The organism is Salmonella sp. FC25216 (assembly GCF_057751355.1).
In genome coordinates this window covers 78,745-100,089 of sequence record NZ_JBDGON010000010.1, presented here as the reverse complement: position 1 = coordinate 100,089, position 21,345 = coordinate 78,745, and the positions used below count along the sequence as shown (strand labels likewise).

15 protein-coding genes and 1 pseudogene are annotated in these 21,345 nt (G+C 51.7%); 5 read left to right on the top strand and 11 right to left on the bottom strand.

Annotation, left to right across the window (positions count from 1 at the left end):
* Genes AC3G3F_RS18980 through AC3G3F_RS18970 form a run of 3 tightly spaced genes read right to left on the bottom strand, consistent with a single transcriptional unit; the run spans position 1 to position 2,949 of the window.
* Positions 1-1,515, bottom strand: coding sequence for a tripartite tricarboxylate transporter permease (locus AC3G3F_RS18980; protein ID WP_023249016.1), 1,515 nt, complete (start codon positions 1,513-1,515; stop codon positions 1-3).
* 10 nt (positions 1,516-1,525) lie between these two features.
* The gene (locus AC3G3F_RS18975) at positions 1,526-1,960 is read right to left on the bottom strand and encodes a tripartite tricarboxylate transporter TctB family protein (RefSeq protein WP_077918491.1); all 435 of its coding nucleotides are present in this window, start codon (positions 1,958-1,960) and stop codon (positions 1,526-1,528) included.
* 11 nt (positions 1,961-1,971) lie between these two features.
* Entirely contained in the window at positions 1,972-2,949 is a 978-nt protein-coding gene (locus AC3G3F_RS18970; protein WP_488395556.1) for a Bug family tripartite tricarboxylate transporter substrate binding protein, read from the bottom strand.
* A gap of 155 nt (positions 2,950-3,104) precedes the next feature.
* Between AC3G3F_RS18970 and tctD the strand changes: the two genes are divergently transcribed.
* From tctD to AC3G3F_RS18955, 3 genes are all read left to right on the top strand, one after another.
* Positions 3,105-3,779, top strand: coding sequence for a transcriptional regulator TctD (tctD, locus tag AC3G3F_RS18965; protein WP_023249019.1), 675 nt, complete (start codon positions 3,105-3,107; stop codon positions 3,777-3,779).
* Positions 3,766-5,181 (top strand): sensor histidine kinase, encoded by a 1,416-nt coding sequence (locus AC3G3F_RS18960; protein WP_488395569.1) that lies wholly within the window; start codon positions 3,766-3,768, stop codon positions 5,179-5,181. The genes tctD and AC3G3F_RS18960 overlap by 14 nt, the downstream gene beginning before the upstream one ends.
* Positions 5,182-5,313: 132 nt before the next feature.
* Positions 5,314-6,327, top strand: coding sequence for a HoxN/HupN/NixA family nickel/cobalt transporter (locus AC3G3F_RS18955; RefSeq protein ID WP_023249021.1), 1,014 nt, complete (start codon positions 5,314-5,316; stop codon positions 6,325-6,327).
* A 714-nt stretch (positions 6,328-7,041) separates the two neighbouring features.
* On the opposite strand, the gene AC3G3F_RS18950 is transcribed toward AC3G3F_RS18955, so the two are convergent.
* A complete protein-coding gene (locus tag AC3G3F_RS18950) occupies positions 7,042-7,938 on the bottom strand; it encodes an antimicrobial resistance protein Mig-14 (protein WP_070801726.1) in 897 nt (298 codons plus the stop codon).
* 304 nt (positions 7,939-8,242) lie between these two features.
* On the bottom strand, positions 8,243-9,175 hold the full coding sequence (locus AC3G3F_RS18945) for a VirK family antimicrobial peptide resistance protein (RefSeq protein WP_024149740.1): 933 nt from the start codon (positions 9,173-9,175) through the stop codon (positions 8,243-8,245).
* A 131-nt stretch (positions 9,176-9,306) separates the two neighbouring features.
* On the opposite strand from AC3G3F_RS18945, the pseudogene AC3G3F_RS18940 reads away from it, so the two are divergent.
* A pseudogene (locus tag AC3G3F_RS18940) lies at positions 9,307-9,558 on the top strand (pentapeptide repeat-containing protein); the annotation flags it as partial.
* An 803-nt stretch (positions 9,559-10,361) separates the two neighbouring features.
* Positions 10,362-12,539: a TonB-dependent siderophore receptor gene (locus AC3G3F_RS18935; RefSeq protein ID WP_275668829.1), complete on the top strand. Its 2,178-nt coding sequence runs from the start codon at positions 10,362-10,364 to the stop codon at positions 12,537-12,539.
* 41 nt (positions 12,540-12,580) lie between these two features.
* On the opposite strand, the gene AC3G3F_RS18930 is transcribed toward AC3G3F_RS18935, so the two are convergent.
* The 6 genes from AC3G3F_RS18930 to hin all read right to left on the bottom strand — a co-directional run bounded on the left by AC3G3F_RS18930 (position 12,581) and on the right by hin (position 21,289).
* Positions 12,581-13,516, bottom strand: a complete 936-nt coding sequence (locus AC3G3F_RS18930; RefSeq protein ID WP_488395553.1) for an alpha/beta hydrolase — start codon at positions 13,514-13,516, stop codon at positions 12,581-12,583.
* A gap of 31 nt (positions 13,517-13,547) precedes the next feature.
* Positions 13,548-14,792: an alpha/beta hydrolase-fold protein gene (locus AC3G3F_RS18925; protein WP_488395552.1), complete on the bottom strand. Its 1,245-nt coding sequence runs from the start codon at positions 14,790-14,792 to the stop codon at positions 13,548-13,550.
* 106 nt (positions 14,793-14,898) lie between these two features.
* Entirely contained in the window at positions 14,899-18,564 is a 3,666-nt protein-coding gene (gene iroC, locus AC3G3F_RS18920) for a salmochelin/enterobactin export ABC transporter IroC (RefSeq protein WP_488395550.1), read from the bottom strand.
* An 80-nt stretch (positions 18,565-18,644) separates the two neighbouring features.
* Entirely contained in the window at positions 18,645-19,760 is a 1,116-nt protein-coding gene (iroB, locus tag AC3G3F_RS18915; RefSeq protein ID WP_023249029.1) for a salmochelin biosynthesis C-glycosyltransferase IroB, read from the bottom strand.
* Between the two features lie 430 nt (positions 19,761-20,190).
* Positions 20,191-20,388 (bottom strand): hypothetical protein, encoded by a 198-nt coding sequence (locus tag AC3G3F_RS18910; protein ID WP_053529713.1) that lies wholly within the window; start codon positions 20,386-20,388, stop codon positions 20,191-20,193.
* A gap of 331 nt (positions 20,389-20,719) precedes the next feature.
* The gene (gene hin / locus AC3G3F_RS18905; protein ID WP_023249030.1) at positions 20,720-21,289 is read right to left on the bottom strand and encodes a flagellar phase variation DNA invertase Hin; all 570 of its coding nucleotides are present in this window, start codon (positions 21,287-21,289) and stop codon (positions 20,720-20,722) included.
* Between the last annotated feature and the right edge of the window lie 56 nt (positions 21,290-21,345).

The window sequence follows — 21,345 nt, the reverse complement described above, 5'->3', positions numbered from 1 at the left end:
TTAACCGGCGTCAACCTGCGGTTTACGGCTGTGTTTACGGATCAGGCGTAACACTGGCGGTACGACAATGACCATGATCGCCATGATCAGCAGGGCTTTGGCGACACCGCTTTGCCACAGTATCGCCATATTACCGTTACTGATGGAAAGCGCGCGACGCAGGTTCTGCTCCAGCATTTCGCCCAGGACGAAACCCAGGATCAGCGGCGACATCGGGAAGTGCATTTTACGCAAAATGTACCCCAATACGCCGAGCGAGACCATCAGCACCAGATCGAAGGTGGTGCTGTGTACCGCATACACCCCTACCGCCGATACTGCGGCGATGGCGGGTACCAGGAACCACAGTGGAATGGTGAGCATACGGGTGAACAGGCCGATCAATGGGATATTCATGATCAGCAGCATCACGTTTGCAATCAGCAGCGCAGCGATGAGTCCCCAGACGATATCCGGCTGTTCGGTGAACATCGCCGGGCCTGGCGTGATGTTGTACAGCGTCAGCGCCCCCATCATCACCGCGGTAGTACCGGAGCCGGGAACGCCCAGCGTCAGCATCGGAATGAAGGAGCCGCAGGCAGAGGCGTTGTTCGCCGCCTCCGGCGCCGCGACGCCGCGAATATCCCCTTTGCCGAAGCTATCGCTGTTGCCGCTGAGTTTTTTCTCGGTCATATAGGTAATGGCGCTGGCGATGGTCGCCCCGGCGCCCGGTAGTACGCCGACAAAAAAGCCGATTACCGAAGAACGCAGGGTGGTGCCGATACACTGCGCGCCTTCTTTCAGGTTGAACAACATACGCCCTGTTTTACGGACCAGTGTTTGCCCGCTGCTGGTATGTTCCAGCATTAAAAGTATTTCTGATACCGAGAACAGGCCGATTACCACGACGATAAACTGTACGCCGTCGGAAAGATGAACGCTGTCAAAGGTAAAACGATAAACCCCGGTGTTGGCGTCCACGCCGACGGTCGCAAGGCCAAGACCGATTAGCGCTGCCAGAAATGATTTAAGCGGGTTTTGCGCCATCATGCTGCCAAGACAGGCAATAGCAAAAACCATTAAGGCGAAATATTCTGCCGGACCAAAGGCCAGCGACCATTGCGCCAGCGCAGGGGCGAACAGAATGATGCCGCCGATAGCAATTAATGAACCGAAAAATGAGCTGACCGCAGAAATCGACAGCGCCACGCCGCCTTTTCCTTGCTGCGCCATTGGATAACCGTCCAGCGCCGTCATGATCGCTGCCGCATCGCCGGGAACGTTGAGCAATATGGAGGAGATCCTGCCGCCATATTCACAGCCAATGTACACCGTCGCCAGCAGAATTAGCGCGGACTCCGCAGGCAGATGCAACGCAAAGGCCAGCGGCAGTAAAATTGCCACGCCGTTGATCGGTCCCAGTCCTGGCAGCAGACCGACGATCGTGCCCACGAAGCAACCAATCAACGCGATAACCAGGTTTTCCGGCGTCATCGCCACCGCAAAGCCCTGAGAAAGATATATCCAGGTATCCATCGTTGCTCCGTTAACTCAGCCAGGCGCCGAGAGGTAAGGTGACATCAAGTAGCCGGTCAAAGGCATACCACAGCAGAATGCCCAGTACCGCGCCGGAGATGCCCGCCGCCGGAATCGTGGCGCCGAACAGCATCCCGATAACCATGGTGAGAAGCGCGGTGGCGATGGGAAAACCCAGCCATTCGAATCCCCAGGCATACATCAACAGGATGATGACCATGGTAACTAGCTTTTGCAGAACATGGCGGCGCGGCCAGCTAACCGTGTCGGGATGGCGTAATAAAAGCGCCAGCGCGCATAGCGCCATCAGGCCGATAATTCCCAGCGGAAAAGGACGGGGTCCGACGGGTTCATAGCTGTATTCGCTTTGGATCTGCCAGGCGATGAATAGCCCGGCGATACAGAGCAATAGCCAGATACCCGCAAAGATACGATCGCTCATCATTACCTCCGCGATTATTTCGCGAGTCCGAAGGCTTTCGCCTGCTCACGGTAATCGGTGACCTGTTTTTTCACGTAGTCATCGAGCTGCTGGCCGGTCATGTCGAACTCAAACAGGCCGCGCAGATCGCGCTGCTTTTTAAACTCGTCGGTTTGCTGGAGCTTCTTGAAGGTGTCCACCCACCACTGGTAATCGGCATCGCTGACTTTTGGTCCGACGTAGAAGCCGCGAATAATCGGCCACACCAGGTCGTAGCCCTGCTCTTTAGCGGTAGGGACATCGGCAAGCTGACCCGGCAGACGATTTTCCGAAAAGACGGCAAGCACGCGAATTTTGTCGCCGCCCAGATAAGGCACCATTTCACTGAGATCGCCGGAGACAACCTGAACATGGTTGCCCATTAATGCCGTCACCGGCTCGCCGCCGCCCTCGAAGGCGACGTAGCGCATCTTGTGCGGATCGACGTTCGCCTTTTGCGCCAGCAACGCCGACTTCATCCAGTCCTGGCTGCCAATAGAGGCGCCAGCGCCGATGACCACGCTGTTAGGATCTTTTTCCATCGCCGTCATCAGATCTTTCAGCGTTTTCCACGGAGAATCCGCACGCACGGCGATCATGCCGTAATCGGTTCCCACGCTTGCCAGCCAGCGCACATCATCCACGCTGTAGCGACCAAATTTCCCCTGCGACAGGTTGAGCAGCGAACCGCCGGAAAAGGCGACCACAGTCCCGGGTTCGCCAGGGCGTTGAGCGACTATCGCGTTATAAGCCACAGCGCCGACGCCGCCGGGCATATACGTTACCCGCATGGGTTTTTCAATAGCGCCGGTCTCCAGCAAACTCACCTGAATCAGCTTACAGGTGAGATCGAAACCGCCGCCGGGTTTGGCTGGCGCGATACATTCCGTTCGCGATGGCGCCTGTTGCGCCAGAACAGAGGTACTCATTAATAAAAGGCTTACAGTAAGGGTACGAAGTAATTGTTTTTTCATTTTTTTATCCTCACGCCGGACGTCCGGATTTTTCAGGATCGGAAGAAGATTTTTGTGATTATGTGAGCCGACATGTAGCAGTTCGGTTGCGTGATTGTTAAAACAATAACCTTTCAATTCCCTTTCAATGCGGCAGAAACTTTACAGGATGTGATATGCGTCTCTTATTGGCGGAAGATAACCGTGAGCTGGCTCACTGGCTGGAGAAAGCGCTGGTGCAAAACGGCTTTGCCGTGGATTGCGTATTTGACGGGCTGGCGGCGGACCATCTTTTGCACAGTGAAACGTACGCGCTGGCGGTGCTGGATATCAATATGCCGGGAATGGACGGACTGGAGGTGGTGCAACGGCTACGTAAACGCGGTCAGACCTTGCCCGTTTTACTGCTCACAGCGCGAAGCGCGGTGGCGGATCGCGTAAAAGGTCTCAACGTCGGCGCGGATGACTATCTGCCGAAACCCTTTGAACTGGAAGAGCTGGATGCCCGTTTACGGGCTTTGCTCCGGCGCAGCGCAGGTCAGATTCATGAAGTTCAGCAACTGGGCGAACTGATCTTTCATGATGAAGGGTATTTTCTGTTACAGGGACAGCCGTTAGCGCTGACGCCGCGTGAGCAGGCGCTCTTAACCGTATTGATGTACCGACGAACGCGGCCGGTCTCGCGTCAGCAGCTTTTTGAACAGGTGTTCAGCCTGAACGATGAGGTAAGCCCTGAAAGCATCGAACTTTATATTCATCGACTGCGTAAAAAACTCCAGGGAAGCGATGTCCGAATTACGACGCTGCGCGGCCTGGGTTATGTGCTGGAGCGCGGCGATGAAGTGGGTTAAGCCGCAATCGTTGTACCTGCAACTCTTGCTGTTCCTGGGACTGCCGCTGATTTTGCTGTGGGGGCTGTCGGCGTTTAACAGTTATGTCAATGCGCTACAGGCCGCCACTCAGGCTTATGATCGTACGCTGCTCTCCTCGGCGCGAACGGTATCGGAACGGCTGGTGGTGCGCAATAACCATCTGGAAGTTAACGTGCCGTGGGTGGTGCTGGATAGCTTCGAACTTAATATGAATGATCGACTCTATTACAAAGTCGTAGACCCTTCTGGAAAGGTAATATCCGGTTATGACGATCTACCCGCCATGCCGCCTGCTACGCCCCGTACCCGGCTTTATCCGGCACTGGCGTGGTTTTATCATACCGAGTATCGCGGCGAGGCGATCCGCGTGGCGCGTTTGCTACAGCCAGTCAACGAAGGCGGCATTATCGGCATGGCGGAGATTTATGTCGCAGAGACGCTACAGTCCCGTCGTTATCTGGCGGGCCAACTGCTGTTCTCTTCCTGGATCTCACAGGGTTTGCTGGTGTTGCTGACCCTGGTGCTGGTTGGCTGGTTATTACGCCGGGTCCTGCGGCCTATGCGCCAACTTTCGTCATTAATGGTACGCCGTGAACCGGGTCTGCTAACGCCGCTACCAGAACTGCTGCCGTGGTCGGAAACGCGCTTGTTAATCGTGGCGTTCAATCGCTACATTGACAGGCTTCGCGGCATCCTCTCCCGCCAGGAACGCTTCAGCGCCGACGCCTCTCACCAGTTAAAAACGCCGCTGGCAGTGTTAAAAACGCAGGCGGCGGTGGCGTTAGCCAGCCAGCAACCTCGCCACTGGTACGAAAGTCTGGAGGCGATGAGCGTAACGTTGGATAGTACCATTCAGCTCACGGAAAGATTGTTACAACTTTCTGCGGTAAAGCATAAAGAGCAGGGCGAGCGGCGTTTCTCGCCGGTGAATCTGTACGATGTCGTACAAAACGGCTGCTTTACCCGCCTGGCGCAGGCGCGCAGTAAACATATTGACCTGGGCTATGAAGGTGAACAGGAGGCGATGTGGATCGACGGGGATGAAGTATTGCTTGGCGAGCTGTGCGGAAACTTGCTGGATAATGCGCTGAAATACACACCTGAGCGTGGCATCGTCACCGCGCGGCTTGAACGGGATGGCGATGCCGTGACGCTGGTTGTCGAAGATAGCGGCCCCGGCATTGATGATGGGCACATCCATCTGGCGCTACAGCCGTTCCATCGACTCGATAACGTAGGAAATGTGGTAGGGGCAGGCATTGGTCTGGCATTGGTCAATGATATCGCGCGCCTGCACCGTACTCATCCCCATTTTTCCCGTAGCAAAGCGCTGGGAGGGTTATACATACGGATACGCTTTTTAAGCATTGCCCCGCAGTAATGCGCACAAATGTTTCAACGGTAAATAGCGTTTACAAAAAGATGCATCTTGATGTGTGACGTTTTTATCAAATGATCATACAGTCCCCCTACAAACCGTAGCGTTAATCAAAAATGTAGTGGGTGCAGGAGCATGAATAATCATACTAAACGACGGGGAATAGCATTAACCGTCTTTCTTGTCGGGGTTAACATCCTGGCCTGGATTTGGGCGTTCTGTGTTTTTCATCACCATGCGGTCATGCTGAGCGCAGCTCTACTGGCGTATAGTTTTGGGTTGCGTCATGCGGTTGATGCCGATCATATCGCAGCTATCGATACCGTCACCCGCAAGCTGATGCAGCAGGGCAAAACGCCTTTAGGCGTGGGAGCATTTTTTTCATTGGGACATTCAACCATTGTCATTCTGGCATGTCTGGCGATTGTTGTGACGTCGATGGCATTTCGTGATCGTATTGATATTCTGCATCAATATGGTTCATTGATCGGTACGGCTGTTTCAGCTTTTTTTCTGCTGGCGATGGCGTTGCTTAACCTGTTTATTTTGTTCAGCGTGTGGCGGCAGTTTCGTTCAGTTACGCGTGGCGAGCCAGCAGGGGCGCATGATAAGGCGTTACCTGGCGGGCTGATGACGCGTATATTTCAGCGTACGTTTCGTTTGGTCACTTCAAGCTGGCATATGTATTTTGTCGGTTTTTTGTTTGGTCTGGGATTTGATACCGCAACCGAAGTTGGGCTGCTGGGTATTTCCGCCTCGGCAGCCAATCAAGGGTTATCTCTATGGTCGATGATGATTTTTCCTGTGCTGTTTACCGCAGGGATGGCGCTGGTGGATTCCCTGGATAACTTTGTCATGGTAGGCGCTTATGGTTGGGCTTTCTCGCATCCATTACGTAAACTTTATTACAATATGACCATTACCGCCGCGTCCGTCATTGTTGCGCTGGCGATTGGCGGGCTTGAGGCGCTGGGGCTGATTGATGATGCGTTACAGTTAAGCGGAACATTTTGGCAGACCGTCAGCACGCTTAACGATCATATGGGGAATGTGGGCTTCTGGGTGGTGGGCGCTTTTGTACTATTCTGGCTGCTCTCGTTGCTGAATTATCGCTGGCGCGGCTATGATAACATCACTCTCAATACCTGATTGATTTATGTAAAAATAGTATTCCGGCAGTGGTGTAAATCATTGCCGAAGAATCGTATCTCCTGAGAGTGTATTCCTCGCGGTAAGTACGTTATTTTTCGTGCTTGCATTTCATTATCAGCTTAAGCAATCCGATATAACATACGATGCCAAAAATAATAATAACAGTCGTATACCCAAGAATCAGCCAGTCTGCATGTGTCATAATATAATCCAGTTATCAGATATCCCGCGTTAAGGCAATCTTTAAGCCTGCTGTCAGCAAGAACCACAGTAACAGTTCAACGCTGTTGACGGTAAAATTGTTATGCACAAGAGAGTTGTTACAAATAACCTATACATTGAGCATAGACCTCACCCGCATTTTCGTAATGCCATAAAGCAAGGCTACACCTTTAATCTACTGGCGGTACGCCCAGCCAGAAGAGATAAAATGGTGGCTGTAACCATCATCTGCGCCTGATACCGAGTTAATGACACAGGCATGACAGTGTATAACCGCTGCACTCTTTTTAGCACGTTATCTGCAACATACCGTGTTAATCAATTCCATAAAACCGAGTATAGTGTAAGTGAATTTCGAGTAATTGTCATTATGATTATATGGATGTTAACTTATTTTTTAAATTCTGATGAGATTTTTTGTTTTTTTATCAATTCATCAGGATTTATGAAAAGTCAGGACGTAAAATATATTTACGTCCATGTTTTATTTTAACAAATCGATTTTCCAGTAAAATAGGGGGTCGACCACAGGCGTTTATATTCCCATTCAGGCTTCAGTATGCCAATGGAAAAAATTAATCTTTTCTGTCTTTCATGACAATAATGTCTGGCGCGGTTAATATTTAGCCACATTAGTATGCTACCGGGGCTAAGATTCATGTATTCACTTTTTACACCGCTATTTGGAACATCAAAGTAAATGTTCAGGCGACTTTCAGACTTCAGCACAATATCAAACGCACAGGGAGCACCCTCAATATAAAGAATGTTACCGAACAAAAGGTGGCGCAACTGGGTAAAAAAATCTATTAAATTTTCGGGTGGATAACCGCTTAGCGTGTCACCGAAGCGTGACTGGAACAATGAGATAAAGGTGTGCGACAACTCTTCGGTAGAAAGTTCATCTACCGTTCTGACGTTTCCTCCGTTTCGTAGGAATTTTTGGTATTCATTACGGCGCCTTTTTTCGAATTTTGAAGAGAACGTTTCTTTGACCAGACAGTTTTGTTTTTTTCTGGCAATTTTCCATACCGCATTGCGTATTTGTGGCTGATGTAACACCGAAAGTCGGTTAGTACGATCGGGTAAGAAGCAGCGTAAATCTGGTGCCATCGGAATAAGTATCTCATCTGAAGATAGCGGGAAGGTTCTGCGCGTCAGGATGCCAATATTCTGATCATTACAGATAAAGTATGCGCCTTTAATGACATCATCTTCTTTATAGTGGAAGAATTTAAAATGCCAGTTATGGCGCCTCATAAAATAGTCAACAATATCTGGGTGCATGTTGATACTACCACCGTATTGTGTAAACGCCTCCCGGTACAGGGAAAAGGAAGATGGTTCCCAGCGGGTTAATATACGTTTAACTTCTTGTATTTTCACCAAAACTCCTGATGTAGATCACTGAAAATTCTATTTTGAATTATTTTGTTGTCCAGGCAAATAAAAATGTGACAGATGTTTAACTTGTATTTACTGGTTAACACGCTAATTGATGATGTTATGGTGAAGAGAATAAGATTAAGTCGTTGATAATAGTATGAGTGAAAGCCACGGTTTAATACCGCGCTTTTCACTCACAGGCTACTTTATATTTAACCATTCAGTAGCAATGAAGATTAGTTATAGATTTCAGAGAAAGCCGCTGAACGGTGGCAGGATCTGCAAATCCATATCTGAATTAGTCCTAATGGGAGAGGCTTTTAACCTCTTGTACTATTGTATCCAGAATATGATAGCGGTTCCGGTATTCTGCACGTTTCTTGCTGGGGATACTTTCAGGCGCTTTACGCATCACCTGTGATGGCAGATGGTATAAAGCACCTTCCTTAACGCCGTTTAGCGACTCCCAGAATTCACTATAGCTGGCCACAAAGGTCTTTTTCTTCTGGAATAAGTATCTGAGTTGGCGATAAACATGGTTGTTTTCACTTACCGCATAAATCTCCGTTACATTACAGGACTGAATAAATGTCGTAAATGCTTCATACAGCATCCGTTTAGGAAAGAGTCCGTAACAATCTTTGGTAGCGTTACGTATGACTTGAGGGCCAACATGTTTACTGGGCCCTTGTAACCCGGCAACCAGCGCTATTTGCTTCCCTTGATGGTGGATAAAGGAAAATGACAAACGCGCCAGCGGCGTATCATTGAAGCACAACGTTAATGTCAGTTCGCCTTCCCTGTCATAGCCACAGGGACCGCAGTAGATATCCACCAGAGCACCGTTTTTCCCTTCCAGGTGAGCGAGCAAGGTTTGCTCCTCGGACAACAGGATTTTTTTTATTTTATTTTCCGGAAAGGCCTGCACGAACTGGTAGTGTTCCAGAATAGCTCTTGCCCGGCAACGTATGCTAAGTCCGGTATACAAATAAGGCCGCTGGATTTTTGCCGGCAACAGCGGACGATGAATTATCAGCGTTCTGGGCTGATTCAGATTACATAATTCATTGAAGTATTTAATTGTCGTTACGGGGTTAATAAGACAACGTAATACAAATTTATAGCGAAACTTACGCTCTCCCCAGCGCTTATGCCGATAAGGCGTTTGCGCCATGACTTCTTTTAACATTAATAACGGATTGTATCTTTCTATATCATCACTCTGATGCATCGTCATACTACGGTCCTACTACTCGATAGACTCATAACCGAGACGGTAGCCTGATTGAGTTAAACGTAAAGGCAACGAGGAAGGCCATACAGACGATATTGTTAAACAGTTTATCAATGGCAGCAATAATACGCCTAAACGCCAATGTTTCAGGTGCAACCCTTATATGTGCCAATATGAGCGATGCAACGTTAAAATGTAATACTATGATGGCCACTAATATGGAAGGGGCCATTTTAGCCCGGGCAAATCTGTAAAAGGCTAATTTAACTTCTATGAACCTGGCCGAAGTTGATTTGTCTCAGGCCAATTTAAAAAATGCCAACCTTAAAGATTCTACGCTAACCCATTCGCTTACCGAAGAAACCAGAATGTCTACAAGTACATAAACTCTCTTTAACGAATTTTATAGTGAAGATTTTTAGTCCTTTTTGACGTAAATCTGAAATAAAAGAAATGTAAGAATAACTATCTGTATCAAGCATGAGATAATTATATGAACAACACCCGACAGTAAAATCTAATAACGGTTGGTTGTCATTCTTGCCCGTAGAATCTGGAGAACGGGAAAGCGATGTGCAAGGTTAACCACATACAATATAAAGGGATTTTGCGAGGTAGTCGCGCTATTATTATAGCGGTCAGACCTGATACAGACTGACGATTTTTTGTTGTAAAGCGCCTGATAAATATTATCAGGCGCTGTGTATTCTGGAGCCAGGCATGGCTATCTATCGAATGATCACAATAGTGTCCGAGCCCACCATTAAACACCAGACGAAAAATCCCTGACAAAATGTAAGAACAGTCCACCGTCGGCAGGGAAGCGTCGGTGAACTCTGAACCGCGCTATACCATCTCACCTGATTGTTTCTTGATTTTAATTAACTGTTTGAAAAGTAATGCTATTCCATTCATTCCTGTTTTGTAAAACCTCCGTTCAGTAGGGCGCATTCTGCCACCCCTTGCCAGATTTACCGGCAAAGCTGAGCCCAGACAGAGAGTCATATTTCAAAATCCCGTTTACGTTTTCTTATAACCAGATTTTTGCGGTTGAAAGATTGCCTTTTTCTTTATTGAATGATAATAATTATCATTAGCAAGTGATAATTATTACTATATAGTCGTAACCTGGCAAGGATGTGAGTTTGAGAACAACAGCTTTACTTTAGACATTATTTAGGGAATGGGTATGAGAGTTAATAAGCTCCTCTGGTTAATAACCGTGGTTTCTACAGGGGTTAATAGTCCATTATCAGCAGCAGAATCTACTGACGACAACGGCGAAACTATGGTGGTTGAATCCACCGCCGAGCAAGTATTAAAACAGCAGCCAGGCGTTTCGATTATTACCCGCGATGATATTCAGAAGAATCCTCCCGTTAACGATCTCTCCGATATTATTCGTAAGATGCCGGGGGTTAATCTTACCGGTAATAGCGCCTCGGGGACGCGCGGGAATAACCGACAAATTGATATTCGCGGCATGGGGCCGGAAAATACCTTAGTGCTGATTGACGGCGTGCCGGTGACGTCGCGAAATTCGGTACGCTATAGCTGGCGCGGGGAACGCGACACCCGTGGCGATACGAACTGGGTGCCGCCGGAGCTGGTAGAACGCATTGAAGTCATCCGCGGGCCCGCCGCCGCGCGCTATGGTTCTGGTGCCGCAGGCGGAGTGGTGAACATCATCACCAAACGTCCGACTAACGACTGGCACGGCTCGCTGTCGCTCTATACCAACCAGCCGGAAAGCAGCAAAGAGGGCGACACCCGGCGTGGTAACTTCAGCCTTAGCGGCCCGTTGGCTGGCGATACGTTGACGATGCGCCTGTACGGTAATCTCAACAGAACCGACGCCGATAGCTGGGATATTAACTCCTCCGCCGGTACCAAAAATGCCGCCGGACGGGAGGGGGTCACTAATAAAGATATTAATAGCGTCCTCTCATGGAAAATGACCCCACAGCAAATCCTCGATTTTGAAGCGGGATACAGTCGGCAGGGGAATATCTATGCCGGCGATACGCAAAACAGTACTTCAAACGCGGTTACCAAAAGTCTGGCGCAGTCCGGGCGGGAGACCAATCGCCTGTACCGGCAGAATTACGGTCTAACTCATAACGGCATCTGGGACTGGGGGCAAAGCCGGCTTGGGTTCTACTATGAAAAAACCGATAATACCCGCATGAATGAGGGACTCTCCGGCGGCGGCGAGGGGCGTATCACCAACGACCAGACGTTCACCACTAACCGCCTGACCTCGTATCGCACCAGCGGCGAGGTGAATGTCCCAATGACATGGCTATTTGAGCAAACGCTCACCGTCGGCGCGGAGTGGAACCGGGATGAGCTGAACGATCCTTCTTCTACCAGTCTGACGGTTAAGGATTATAATATCGGCGGGATTTCCGGTTCGGCGGCTAATCGTAGCAGCAAAAATAAATCGGAAATCAGCGCGCTGTACGTTGAAGATAATATCGAACCCATGGCCGGTACCAACATTATTCCGGGCCTGCGTTTTGACTACCTGAGCAAATCCGGTAGTAATTTTAGTCCCAGTCTTAACCTTTCCCAGGTGTTAGGTGAATACGTCAAGGTGAAGGCAGGTATCGCCCGGGCCTTTAAGGCACCGAACTTGTATCAGACCAGTGAGGGGTATTTACTTTATTCGAAAGGTAATGGGTGCCCCAAAGATCTTCCGTCAGGAGGAATAGGATGCTATTTGGTCGGTAATAAGAACCTCGATCCTGAAATTAGCATCAATAAAGAGATTGGGCTGGAATTTACCGTAGACGATTACCACGCAAGCGTAACGTATTTCCGTAACGATTATCAGAATAAGATTGTTGCAGGCGATAAGATTATTGGCAAAAGCGCATTTGGCGCTTATGTACTGCCGTGGCAGAATGGTGGTAAGGCGCTGATTGAAGGTATTGAAGCCAGCATGGCTGTTCCGCTGATGCCGGACCGTCTGAACTGGAATACCAACGCGACTTATATGATCACTTCTGAGCAAAAAGATACCGGCAATCCGTTATCGATAATCCCGAAATATACGGTGAATACCTTCCTCGACTGGACTATCACCAGTGCGCTCTCTGCTAACGTCAACTGGACGTTATACGGCAAGCAAAAACCGCGAACGCATGCGGAGTCGCGCAGTGAAGTCAAAGGACTGTCCGGGAAAGCGCTGGGGGCTTACTCACTGGTCGGCACCAACGTTAACTACGATATCAACAAGAACCTGCGTCTTAATGTCGGTATCAGCAATATCTTCGATAAACAGATCTATCGCTCCGCCGAAGGGGCAAATACCTATAACGAACCCGGTCGGGCTTATTATGCCGGTGTGACGGCCTCGTTTTGATGGGTTATGCCCGCCGCTGGCGGGCATGTTCTGGCGACGGGTTAATGGCAGCGTGACTTTGTGCTTGCCTGTTCGCGACTGATATCCAGCAATGCACTACGAAAAGAGGCGTTAAACATGGGCCCATGGCCCAGGCCCGGATAATCCTGCAAGGCCGCGTTAACGCCGTTGTTCTCAAGCGTTATCACGGTCTCCTGAACTTTTTGCAGGAGCTCGGCCATCTGGCGTTGCCTGCTATCCCCACTCGACGCTGAACCTTCCATTATAATGAGTTTTTTATGGCAGAACGGCGATGGCTTCACTGTCGCGAGGCGATTCAACAGGGCAAAGTTATCCCTGCTGAGCGACGGGCTGGCGCTGTAGTACATATGGAAGAATGATGACGATAGCCAGGAGTCCAAAACGAACAGGCCGCCATAAGAATGCCCCCACACCCCGCGCCGTTCGGGGTTGATGGTTATTCCTTGTTCCACCTGCGGCGCGATATGTCTCTCCAGTAGCTGGCGGAACGCTGGCCCGCCGCCGGTCTTACGATGAAAACGTGGGTTGTTTTCATTGCCTTCGCGATCGGTGCCCGGCAGCAACGTATAGTCATAACCCCTGCCGTTAAGATCAAACGGCAGGTTAGTTTGATAGCCAATCGCTACAATCACCGGCGGCGAGTGTTCTGTCAACTGTTTGAGCAGCGCCTCCGGTAGCCTGTCCATCACCGCGTTGCCGTCCAGCATATATAAGACAGGATAACCGGATGGCGGGGCGTCTTTATTGGGGATAGCGGTCCACACCCGGTAATGTCTTGCGGCATCGGCAGATTGAAAATCATTGACCCTGAAATGGTAATATCCTGAACCTTTATCGGCGATATTCGGTCCTAATGGCTGCATATCCGGCTTCGCATAAGTCAGCGTGCTAAAACAAAAACTCACTAAAAATAGCGCTATACAATAGCGCTTGTTGTGGTACTGGTGACCATACATCGGATGTTATTCCTTTTAGGCAGGTGAAGTTTTATCGGAGCAGTAGATGTAAGCCATCAATCAGCGCGCCGCGCCACCACGCGTAATCGTGACCGCCGGTGTACACGCTGCAATGGCTTTCGACGCCAGCGCCTCGCAATTTTTCATGCAACTGTTTTACCTGCGGGACCGTCGAGCCTTCTAACGATCCCACGCACAGATGCGTGCGTACGGCTGGCGATGGCGCGGATAGCATATGTTCGCTGATCCAGGAGAGTTCTTCCCCGCTGAAGTGGTCTGGGCGACTGCGGTTGTCCGGCGTCCACCACATTGAAGGGGAGTGGCTCAGCACCAGGCCGAAGCTCTCTGGCGCGTGGCGGGCAGCCATCAGCGCGGTTACGCCGCCGAGACTTTGCCCGGCCAGCACCGTTTGTGTACGGTCCGCCCACCGTCGTTCCGGGTGTTTGGCGCGAATGGTTGGCAGTAGGCGTTCGGCGATATCGAGCACCAGTTCGCGGCGACCGCCGAGTATCGCGACACGTTCACGCTCATTGATATTATCAATGCCGAGTACGGCCACCGGTGCGATGCGTCCGCTGCGGATGGCGGCGTCAATGGCGGCGCTCACCCCAAGATGGTCGAACCAGATCTCGCCATCCGTGAGTACCAGTAAGCCCAGCGGTTGTACGACAGGAACTTCAGGAAGATACAGCCGCACACGGCGAAGTTGTCCGGCGAGCCGATGTTCTGAGGTGAAAAGCTGCCCGGTGTGAGAGCGGCAGTTTGACCACTCTTCCTGTGCCGGGGCATGATCCAGCGCCAGAATGGATTCCTGCGCATTGCCCCGAACATTTATCCCCGGCGTGCTGTTCAGCGGGTCCGCCTGCCCGACAAGGGAGGCGAAACGGCTTCCAAGCTGCAACACCTTCTCGTTCGGGGTTTCCGGTGGTATTTCGACCATCGTATAGGAGCCACAGTAGGACGCCGGTAAGCGAAGCGTCAGATGCCAGATATCGGTTGTGGGCAGTTGCGTCATCATACCTTTCGTCACGTTGTCTTTGTCGGTGACACGGTTCAGACGAACATAAACCCCCTGTAGAGGATAGGTGGCACGCCACAGGAAGGTGACTTCCCGTTCATCGTCTGCGCCGTCAATGGCTGTCACCAGCGGCAGCGCGAGCGAGTTTGTTTCTCGCCAGAAGTGAGAAGCGTCAACCTGGCTTTCGGCGGCGAGTTGGCGGCGAAGGCGCGCGGCAGTCTGCATAGCGACAGGATCGATGGGCGGGCTCAGTCTCATTCTCTGTATTCCATCTCATTTATATTTCGGTCAATATCAATAGCTAAAGCGGCTGTTACAGGAACAGCCGCTTGCGGGCTTATTTTGAATAAGTCGTGTCGATAAACTAGCCCACGACCTCTCCTTGCGTATCACGTGTGTGGCTGGCGGCCGGGCCGACGCTGTCCCGCCACAGACGAGCATACAGGCCATGAGTCGCCATCAACTGCTGATGGCTGCCATATTCGGCGATATGCCCTTTGTCGATCACGACAATAACATCACAGCGGCGGGCGGTGGTCAGTCGGTGCGCGACGATAAGCGCGATGCGTTTCTCGGTATGCGCCACCCCGGCAAGCGAGGTCATTAAGCGCTCCTCGGCGCTGCGGTCAATACGCGCTGTCGCCTCGTCGAGCAGTAGAATGTGCGCCTGCGCCAGTTGGGCGCGGGCGAGGGCAATCAACTGACGCTGGCCCGCAGACAGATCTGTGCCGCCGTTATTGACCGGAGTACGAAACCCCTGCGGCAGATGTTGCACGGTTTCAAACAGTCCCGCCCGTCGCGCCGCGATTTCCACCTCCGTGTCGCTGCTGTCTGGCCGCGAATAGCGGATATTTTCGGCAATATCGCCGCTAAACAATGCGACATCCTGAGTGACCAGCCCCGTCTGGTGACGATAATCACTAAGCGACGCCGCATTAATTAGGCGCTCACCGATACGGATTTGCCCGCTGGTGGGAGAGTAGAGCCCGGCCAGCAGCTTGATCAGTGTCGATTTGCCGGCGCCGCTACGTCCGACCACCGCGACTACCGTTCCTGGCGGAATGGTGAGCGAGAGATTATTAAGCGCAGGTTGCGTTTCTCCGGGATAGCGGAATGTCAATGCCTCCAGACGGAGCGCGCCAGTGGTGGGCGTTATGGATGACGGTTCAATATTCTCCGTTTCTTCAGTCGCCAATAGCGCATTGATATGTTTGCCGCTGGCGGTCGCCTGCTGCCAGGAATCGACAATGCCTGACAACTGCTGTACCGGGCCATAAAATTGTCCCAGTAGCAGGAAGAACGCCGCCAGTATCCCGGGCGTCATTTCGCCTCCGGCGACCCGGGTCGCCCCGATTAAAAGCACGGCGGCATAGGCGGCCTCGGTGCAGAAGGTCAGGAACGGAAAATAGACGGCAAGGTATTTTTGCGCCCGCACGCGGGTGGCGCGGAAGTTGTCTGATAACGCCCGTAGCCTGGCGGCTTCCTGCTCCTGCTGGCCGTGCGACTGTACTACCCGCAGGCCGGAGACCTTTTCCTGAAGCGTACTGTTAACCTTACCAATTTCCAGGCGTGCCTGCGCGTAGGCAGGCGAGCTCAGACGGCGGTAAATCCACGTCGCCAGCATCACTACAGGTACGGCGCTTAATGCCGTTAACGCAAGAATGGGATCAAGCCAGAACATTGCCGCGGCGATAGCGACCATCGTCACGATACTGGTGGCCGCACTGGCAAGACCGTTTTGCAGAAATCGGGCGAGTGAATCAACATCGACGGTCATGCGAGTAAGCCGCGAGTCGATGTTCTTCTCGTGCCAGGGAAGACTCAGGCGTAGCAGGTGGCTGAAGCTGCGTAAGCGTACCGTATGCTGTACCGACTCTGCCGCGCGGGCAGCGAAGATCGTTTGCAGCGCATAGCAGCACCAACCGGTCGCCACCAGGCACAGCGCGAGCAGAGCGCATATGCCAATAGTCGACATATCCCCTGCGGCAACGCCTGAGTCAATACCGCGCTGCAAAAGCACCAGCACGCCAACGCCAGCGGCGGAATCAAGCGCGATAAGCAGGGCGGCGATGACGAACATCCAGGCTACTGGCGTCAGCAGTGATGAGACTTGACGCCCGTGGCCTGCCAGCGCCATCTGTACGGCGCGTTCCGGAACGCGCGTCATCCGGTCGACAAAACCTTTTCCGGCGGGCATCTGGCGCTCATGCGCGTCGTCGGATTTTGCCGCCTGCGTTGTTGGCCATCGCTCACGTTGTTCCGCCGGGGCGAGAGCGAGAAAATCACCCTCGCCGCTCATCAGCGAGCGAAACGTTGGACACCTTGCATCCAGCTCCGCCTGGGTCCCGATGTCCACGACGCGGCCTTTATTGAGCACTACGATCCGATCGGCTAACTGCAGTGTTGAACGGCGGCGCGCAATCACCAGCAGCATATGTTCATTATCAGCATAACGGCCAAGAGTCGTATTAATTTCCGCTTCAGTACCGGCATCGACCGCCGAGGTAGTGTCATCGAGAATCAGCAGTTCCGGCGCGGTAATCAATGCCCGGGCCAACGCAATACGCTGGCGTTGGCCGCCGGAGAGGTTGCTTCCGCGCTCGGTCAGGCGGGTGTTGAACCCCTGCGGTAGAGCATTGATGAACCCGCTGGCGCCTGCGGCATCGGCGGCGCGTCGAATGTCGTCCTGAGTCGCCTGCGGGTGCCCATAGGCGATGTTTTCCGCCACCGTGCCAGCAAACAGAAACGCGTCTTCAAAAACTACGCCGACGCGACGACGGAGTGCCGTCAGTTTCAGGTCGCGAATATTCTGTTGACCCGTAGTGGTGTTGAGCCACACCCCACCGGAGGTAGGATCATAAAAGCGCGCCAGCAACATCAGCAACGTTGATTTCCCGGAGCCGGATGCGCCCACCACTGCCACGGTTTCACCGGCGTGAATGGAAAACGAGATCTCATTGAGGATACGGCTGCCGTTGTCGTAGTGGAAGCTCATCTTCTCCACGTCCAGCCCGATAATCTGACCTTCAACCGACTCGGTACCGTCTTCCATTAGAGAACGAGTGTCGATAAGCGCGAAGACGCGCTCCACCGACGCCTGTGTGCGCTGTGCGATAACCAAAAACGATGCCAGTACGCGGGTGGGACCAGTCAGCATAGCGAGAAAACTTGCGAACGCGACGAAGGTTCCCAGATCGATGCGCCCGTTCATCACCGACCAGCCGCCATAGCACAGCAGGACGATTTGCCCTATCACCGGTAGCGCCAGCATGGTTGCGCCCGGCATCGCCTGCGAGATAGCGGCGCCGATGCGTACCCGTACCATCTGCCGCGACTGACCATCGAGCCAGCGCGTTTCGCGCAACTCCGCCACGCAGGACTTTACCACCGAGATCTGTTCCAATACTTCGCGCATATGTTCCGTCATGTGCGCCAGTCGGTCTGAGGCCAGCCCCGTTTGCGCGAAAACTCGGCGACGGGCGCGCAGGGCGGTAATGGCAAGGGCTGCCAGTACACAAATCACGATAAGCGTCATGGATGGCGACATCCATAGCATCACTGCGATACCGGCAACATAATAAGTGAGCACTGCCAGCGGCACCGGACACATCTGTAGCAAGGCATGTACCTGTTGAAGATCGCTGTTGGTACGCGAAATGACTTGTCCGGTACGCAAGGCGTCCTGGCCTGCGCCGTCCAGTTTTTGAATACTGTCGAACGCGCGGCTACGTAACGTATGCTGAACCCACAACGAGAGTTCCCCGGCATAGCCGCGGCGCACGTAATTCCCGATGAAATCAAAAAGGGCAATTAGCAGCAGGCCGCAGGCAAGCAACGGCAGGCGGGTTGTATCGCCTGCTATCGCGTCATTGACGGCCTGACGCGTTATCAGCGGCGTCAGCGCAGCCAGTAAAATGGTCAATACTGATGCTACGATGACAATGATGCTCAGTATTTTACGTTCCCAACACACGCGGGCAAGGCGAACTATCCAGGCACGAGCGGGCATGGGGGAATGAGTCGCGGGCATTAAGCCTCCTTATCTGTGAAAGATGAGATATGGCGACATCGGCTGGGCTCAGCCGCCATATTGTCATTGCGCTGCCGCGGTTAGCCGTGTTGCAGCATGGCGATCAGTTTTTTTGCCACCTCGGTCGGGCAAGGCTGGGCCGCCATTTCTGTCGCGACCTCTTGCGACGCCTCGCGAAGCGCGCTATTACCGAGGAAGGTATTGATCATGCTGCTCGTAAGTCCGCTCTTACCGGGAATAATTCCGCATCCGCGCTCGACCACGGCGCGGGCATTGACGGGTCTGTCGGCACCCTGACCAAAGACTATCTGCGGAATGCCGGCATGCAGCGCCGTCAGGGTGTTGCCTGCGCCGCCATGGTGGATAAAACCGTCGGCGCCGTTGAGGAAAACGCCCATCGGAAGCCAGTCGACCAGGCGGACATTCGGCGGCAGTGAACGTAAATCCGAGCGGGCGTTTGTCGGAAGATGCAGGATTATCTCGGCATCTACTTCGCTGGCAGAATCCATTACCCAGGAAATCAGATCCAGGCCATCCACCATCGGTTTGACGGTGCCGAGGCTGACCAGAAGACGCTTGCGATCAGGTGTACGTTCCCACCATTCTTCCCAGACGGCGCCGCCGTTATACGGGACGTATTGCATGGAGATAACCGGCTCACCGTCATTTTGCAGTAAGCTCATGCTGGGCGGCGTGACGTCTATCCACGCCAGATCTCTTGGTGGAGCGCTGACCCCATGGCGGCGGTAGGCGTTAGAAAGTGATCTCGTCACGCCTTTGATGTGCCAGGGCGTATGACCGAAGCCGACGGTTTGCATCACTACCGGAATGTCATACTTAGCGGCAATCAATGGTCCAACGACCCCAAGGGGAGGGTAGACGATGAGATCTGGCCGCCACTGCCCGGCGAACGCGACCAGCGGGTCGGTCATCTCTTCGCTGAAGAACGAGAAGTTCCCCATTTTTGTTCCAATCTTATTTTCTTTTCGTAATGCCTCCTGACGGCGATATCCAGCTTCCGAATCGAAACCTGGCGCAGCGTCAAATACCACCAACCCAGCTTCTGCTGCTTTCTGTGCAAATTTTCCACCGCTTGCAATCAGCACTTCATGGCCATTAACACGAAATGCTTGCGCCAGGGACAGCACAGGGTATAGCAGTCCATACAGTGGTGGACCTACAAACAGAATACGCATGAGAAATCCTCTCTCCACGTCATAAATCAAACAGGTCGTTAATGAGAATGATAATAATTACCAATATCATTTGAAAAATGCAATAACAAATACGACTCTTGATAACGTGATGATTTGCTTTCGTAAAAATCGAGGAAGAGGAGAGTGTTAACCGGTGAAGTCTGGTTTCAGCCCTGTTTACGCACGTATGGCCGCGAAGTCAAAGCGTCAGGATTGGGGAACGGGATTCGAATAACAGACCGTGGATTATTAATGATAACTTCGCAAATAACCTTTCAGACAATACGGTAAACGTATCGACGGCAAGGTAACGGGAAACGTAGGTATTAGTATTAATAACGCGCTGGGGGCAATTTTAGTGTGTTCGGCGGCGGATCGTGTTCTGTGCAGACTTTCCGGCGTTAAATCCTGTACCACCTGCGAGCCAGGATTATCGCTGTGGCGTCAGCTCTGTAGTAATTTTGTACCCTCCGTCTTTATTAACCAATGAAACCGGCTTTAACGTCACCGTTCTAATGTTGCGCACGACCAGCTCTTTATGTGGAATATCGTTACCAATCCGCGATTTTTGTAACGCATCAGCAACACGATTTATTGGTTCTTGAAAACCAAGGTTTTTGATAACCAATGTTATGCCAGGCTTACCTGTGTCATCCAGGTTATCGACACTTGAGGCATAAACTTTACTACTTTTTCTGTCTGTAATTGCTTACGCCTAACGTTTTGATTAAAAAGCCTTTCTATGTGAACGCAGTACCTGCTAGTGTTTTGAGCGATGCCGTCTATAGCCGGATGTAACATATGCTTTAGCGTGAGCATGTTACCCTGTATATTTTAATACATTGAATTTTTTCTCTTTTTAATTGGAAACTATCGCTTTCGTATACCCCTTCGATTTATTTATACAACATGCCTGTATTACAAGAATGCTATATCCCCCTATTGTAATCTTCATTTAATTAATTTTGTTTTTTTATACGACTTGCCGGAAAGTATCTGTATAAGGTAGATACGCCAATACCAAAAATAATAGCTAATTGCTGCCGAGGATGGCCTTTCTCTAATAGCCGGCTAATCTGTTCCTGTTCATGTCTATTGATCGCCCGGGGGCGCCCTCCCAATCGTCCTTGCGCTCTGGCGGCAGCCAGCCCGGCAAGGGTTCGCTCGACAATTAATTCTCGCTCCATCTCAGCCAGTGCTGACATTACATGAAAAAAGAATCGCCCCATCGCGCTACTGGTATCAATACTATCGGTTAAAGAATGGAAGTGAGCTCCACGTTCATGTAATTCTGATATTAACGCCACCAGGTTTTTCACGCTGCGGCCCAGTCTGTCTAGTTTCCAGACAACAAGGGTGTCTCCTTTATTTACATACTTTAATGCTCGTTTCAGACCGGGGCGATTTGCAATCTTACCACTGATACGGTCCTCAAAGATGCGGTCACAATTTGCACAGGTAAGCGCATTACGCTGTAAATCGATATTTTGGTCAATTGTTGACACACGAATATACCCAATAGTAGCCATGATTCTCTCCTTTACATCAGACAAGGAAGAATTTTAGTCGCTTTTCTCATGGGGGA

Bases quoted from the DNA above. Each gene is read 5' to 3' on its own strand.
- AC3G3F_RS18925 (WP_488395552.1), bottom strand. From the start codon at position 14,792: ATGAGACTGAGCCCGCCCATCGATCCTGTCGCTATGCAGACTGCCGCG.
- AC3G3F_RS18975 (WP_077918491.1), bottom strand. From the start codon at position 1,960: ATGATGAGCGATCGTATCTTTGCGGGTATCTGGCTATTGCTCTGTATC.
- iroB (WP_023249029.1), bottom strand. From the start codon at position 19,760: ATGCGTATTCTGTTTGTAGGTCCACCACTGTATGGACTGCTATACCCT.
- iroC (WP_488395550.1), bottom strand. From the start codon at position 18,564: ATGCCCGCGACTCATTCCCCCATGCCCGCTCGTGCCTGGATAGTTCGC.
- AC3G3F_RS18930 (WP_488395553.1), bottom strand. From the start codon at position 13,516: ATGTATGGTCACCAGTACCACAACAAGCGCTATTGTATAGCGCTATTT.
- AC3G3F_RS18945 (WP_024149740.1), bottom strand. From the start codon at position 9,175: ATGACGATGCATCAGAGTGATGATATAGAAAGATACAATCCGTTATTA.
- hin (WP_023249030.1), bottom strand. From the start codon at position 21,289: ATGGCTACTATTGGGTATATTCGTGTGTCAACAATTGACCAAAATATC.
- AC3G3F_RS18970 (WP_488395556.1), bottom strand. From the start codon at position 2,949: ATGAAAAAACAATTACTTCGTACCCTTACTGTAAGCCTTTTATTAATG.
- AC3G3F_RS18960 (WP_488395569.1), top strand. From the start codon at position 3,766: ATGAAGTGGGTTAAGCCGCAATCGTTGTACCTGCAACTCTTGCTGTTC.
- AC3G3F_RS18935 (WP_275668829.1), top strand. From the start codon at position 10,362: ATGAGAGTTAATAAGCTCCTCTGGTTAATAACCGTGGTTTCTACAGGG.
- AC3G3F_RS18980 (WP_023249016.1), bottom strand. From the start codon at position 1,515: ATGGATACCTGGATATATCTTTCTCAGGGCTTTGCGGTGGCGATGACG.
- AC3G3F_RS18955 (WP_023249021.1), top strand. From the start codon at position 5,314: ATGAATAATCATACTAAACGACGGGGAATAGCATTAACCGTCTTTCTT.
- tctD (WP_023249019.1), top strand. From the start codon at position 3,105: ATGCGTCTCTTATTGGCGGAAGATAACCGTGAGCTGGCTCACTGGCTG.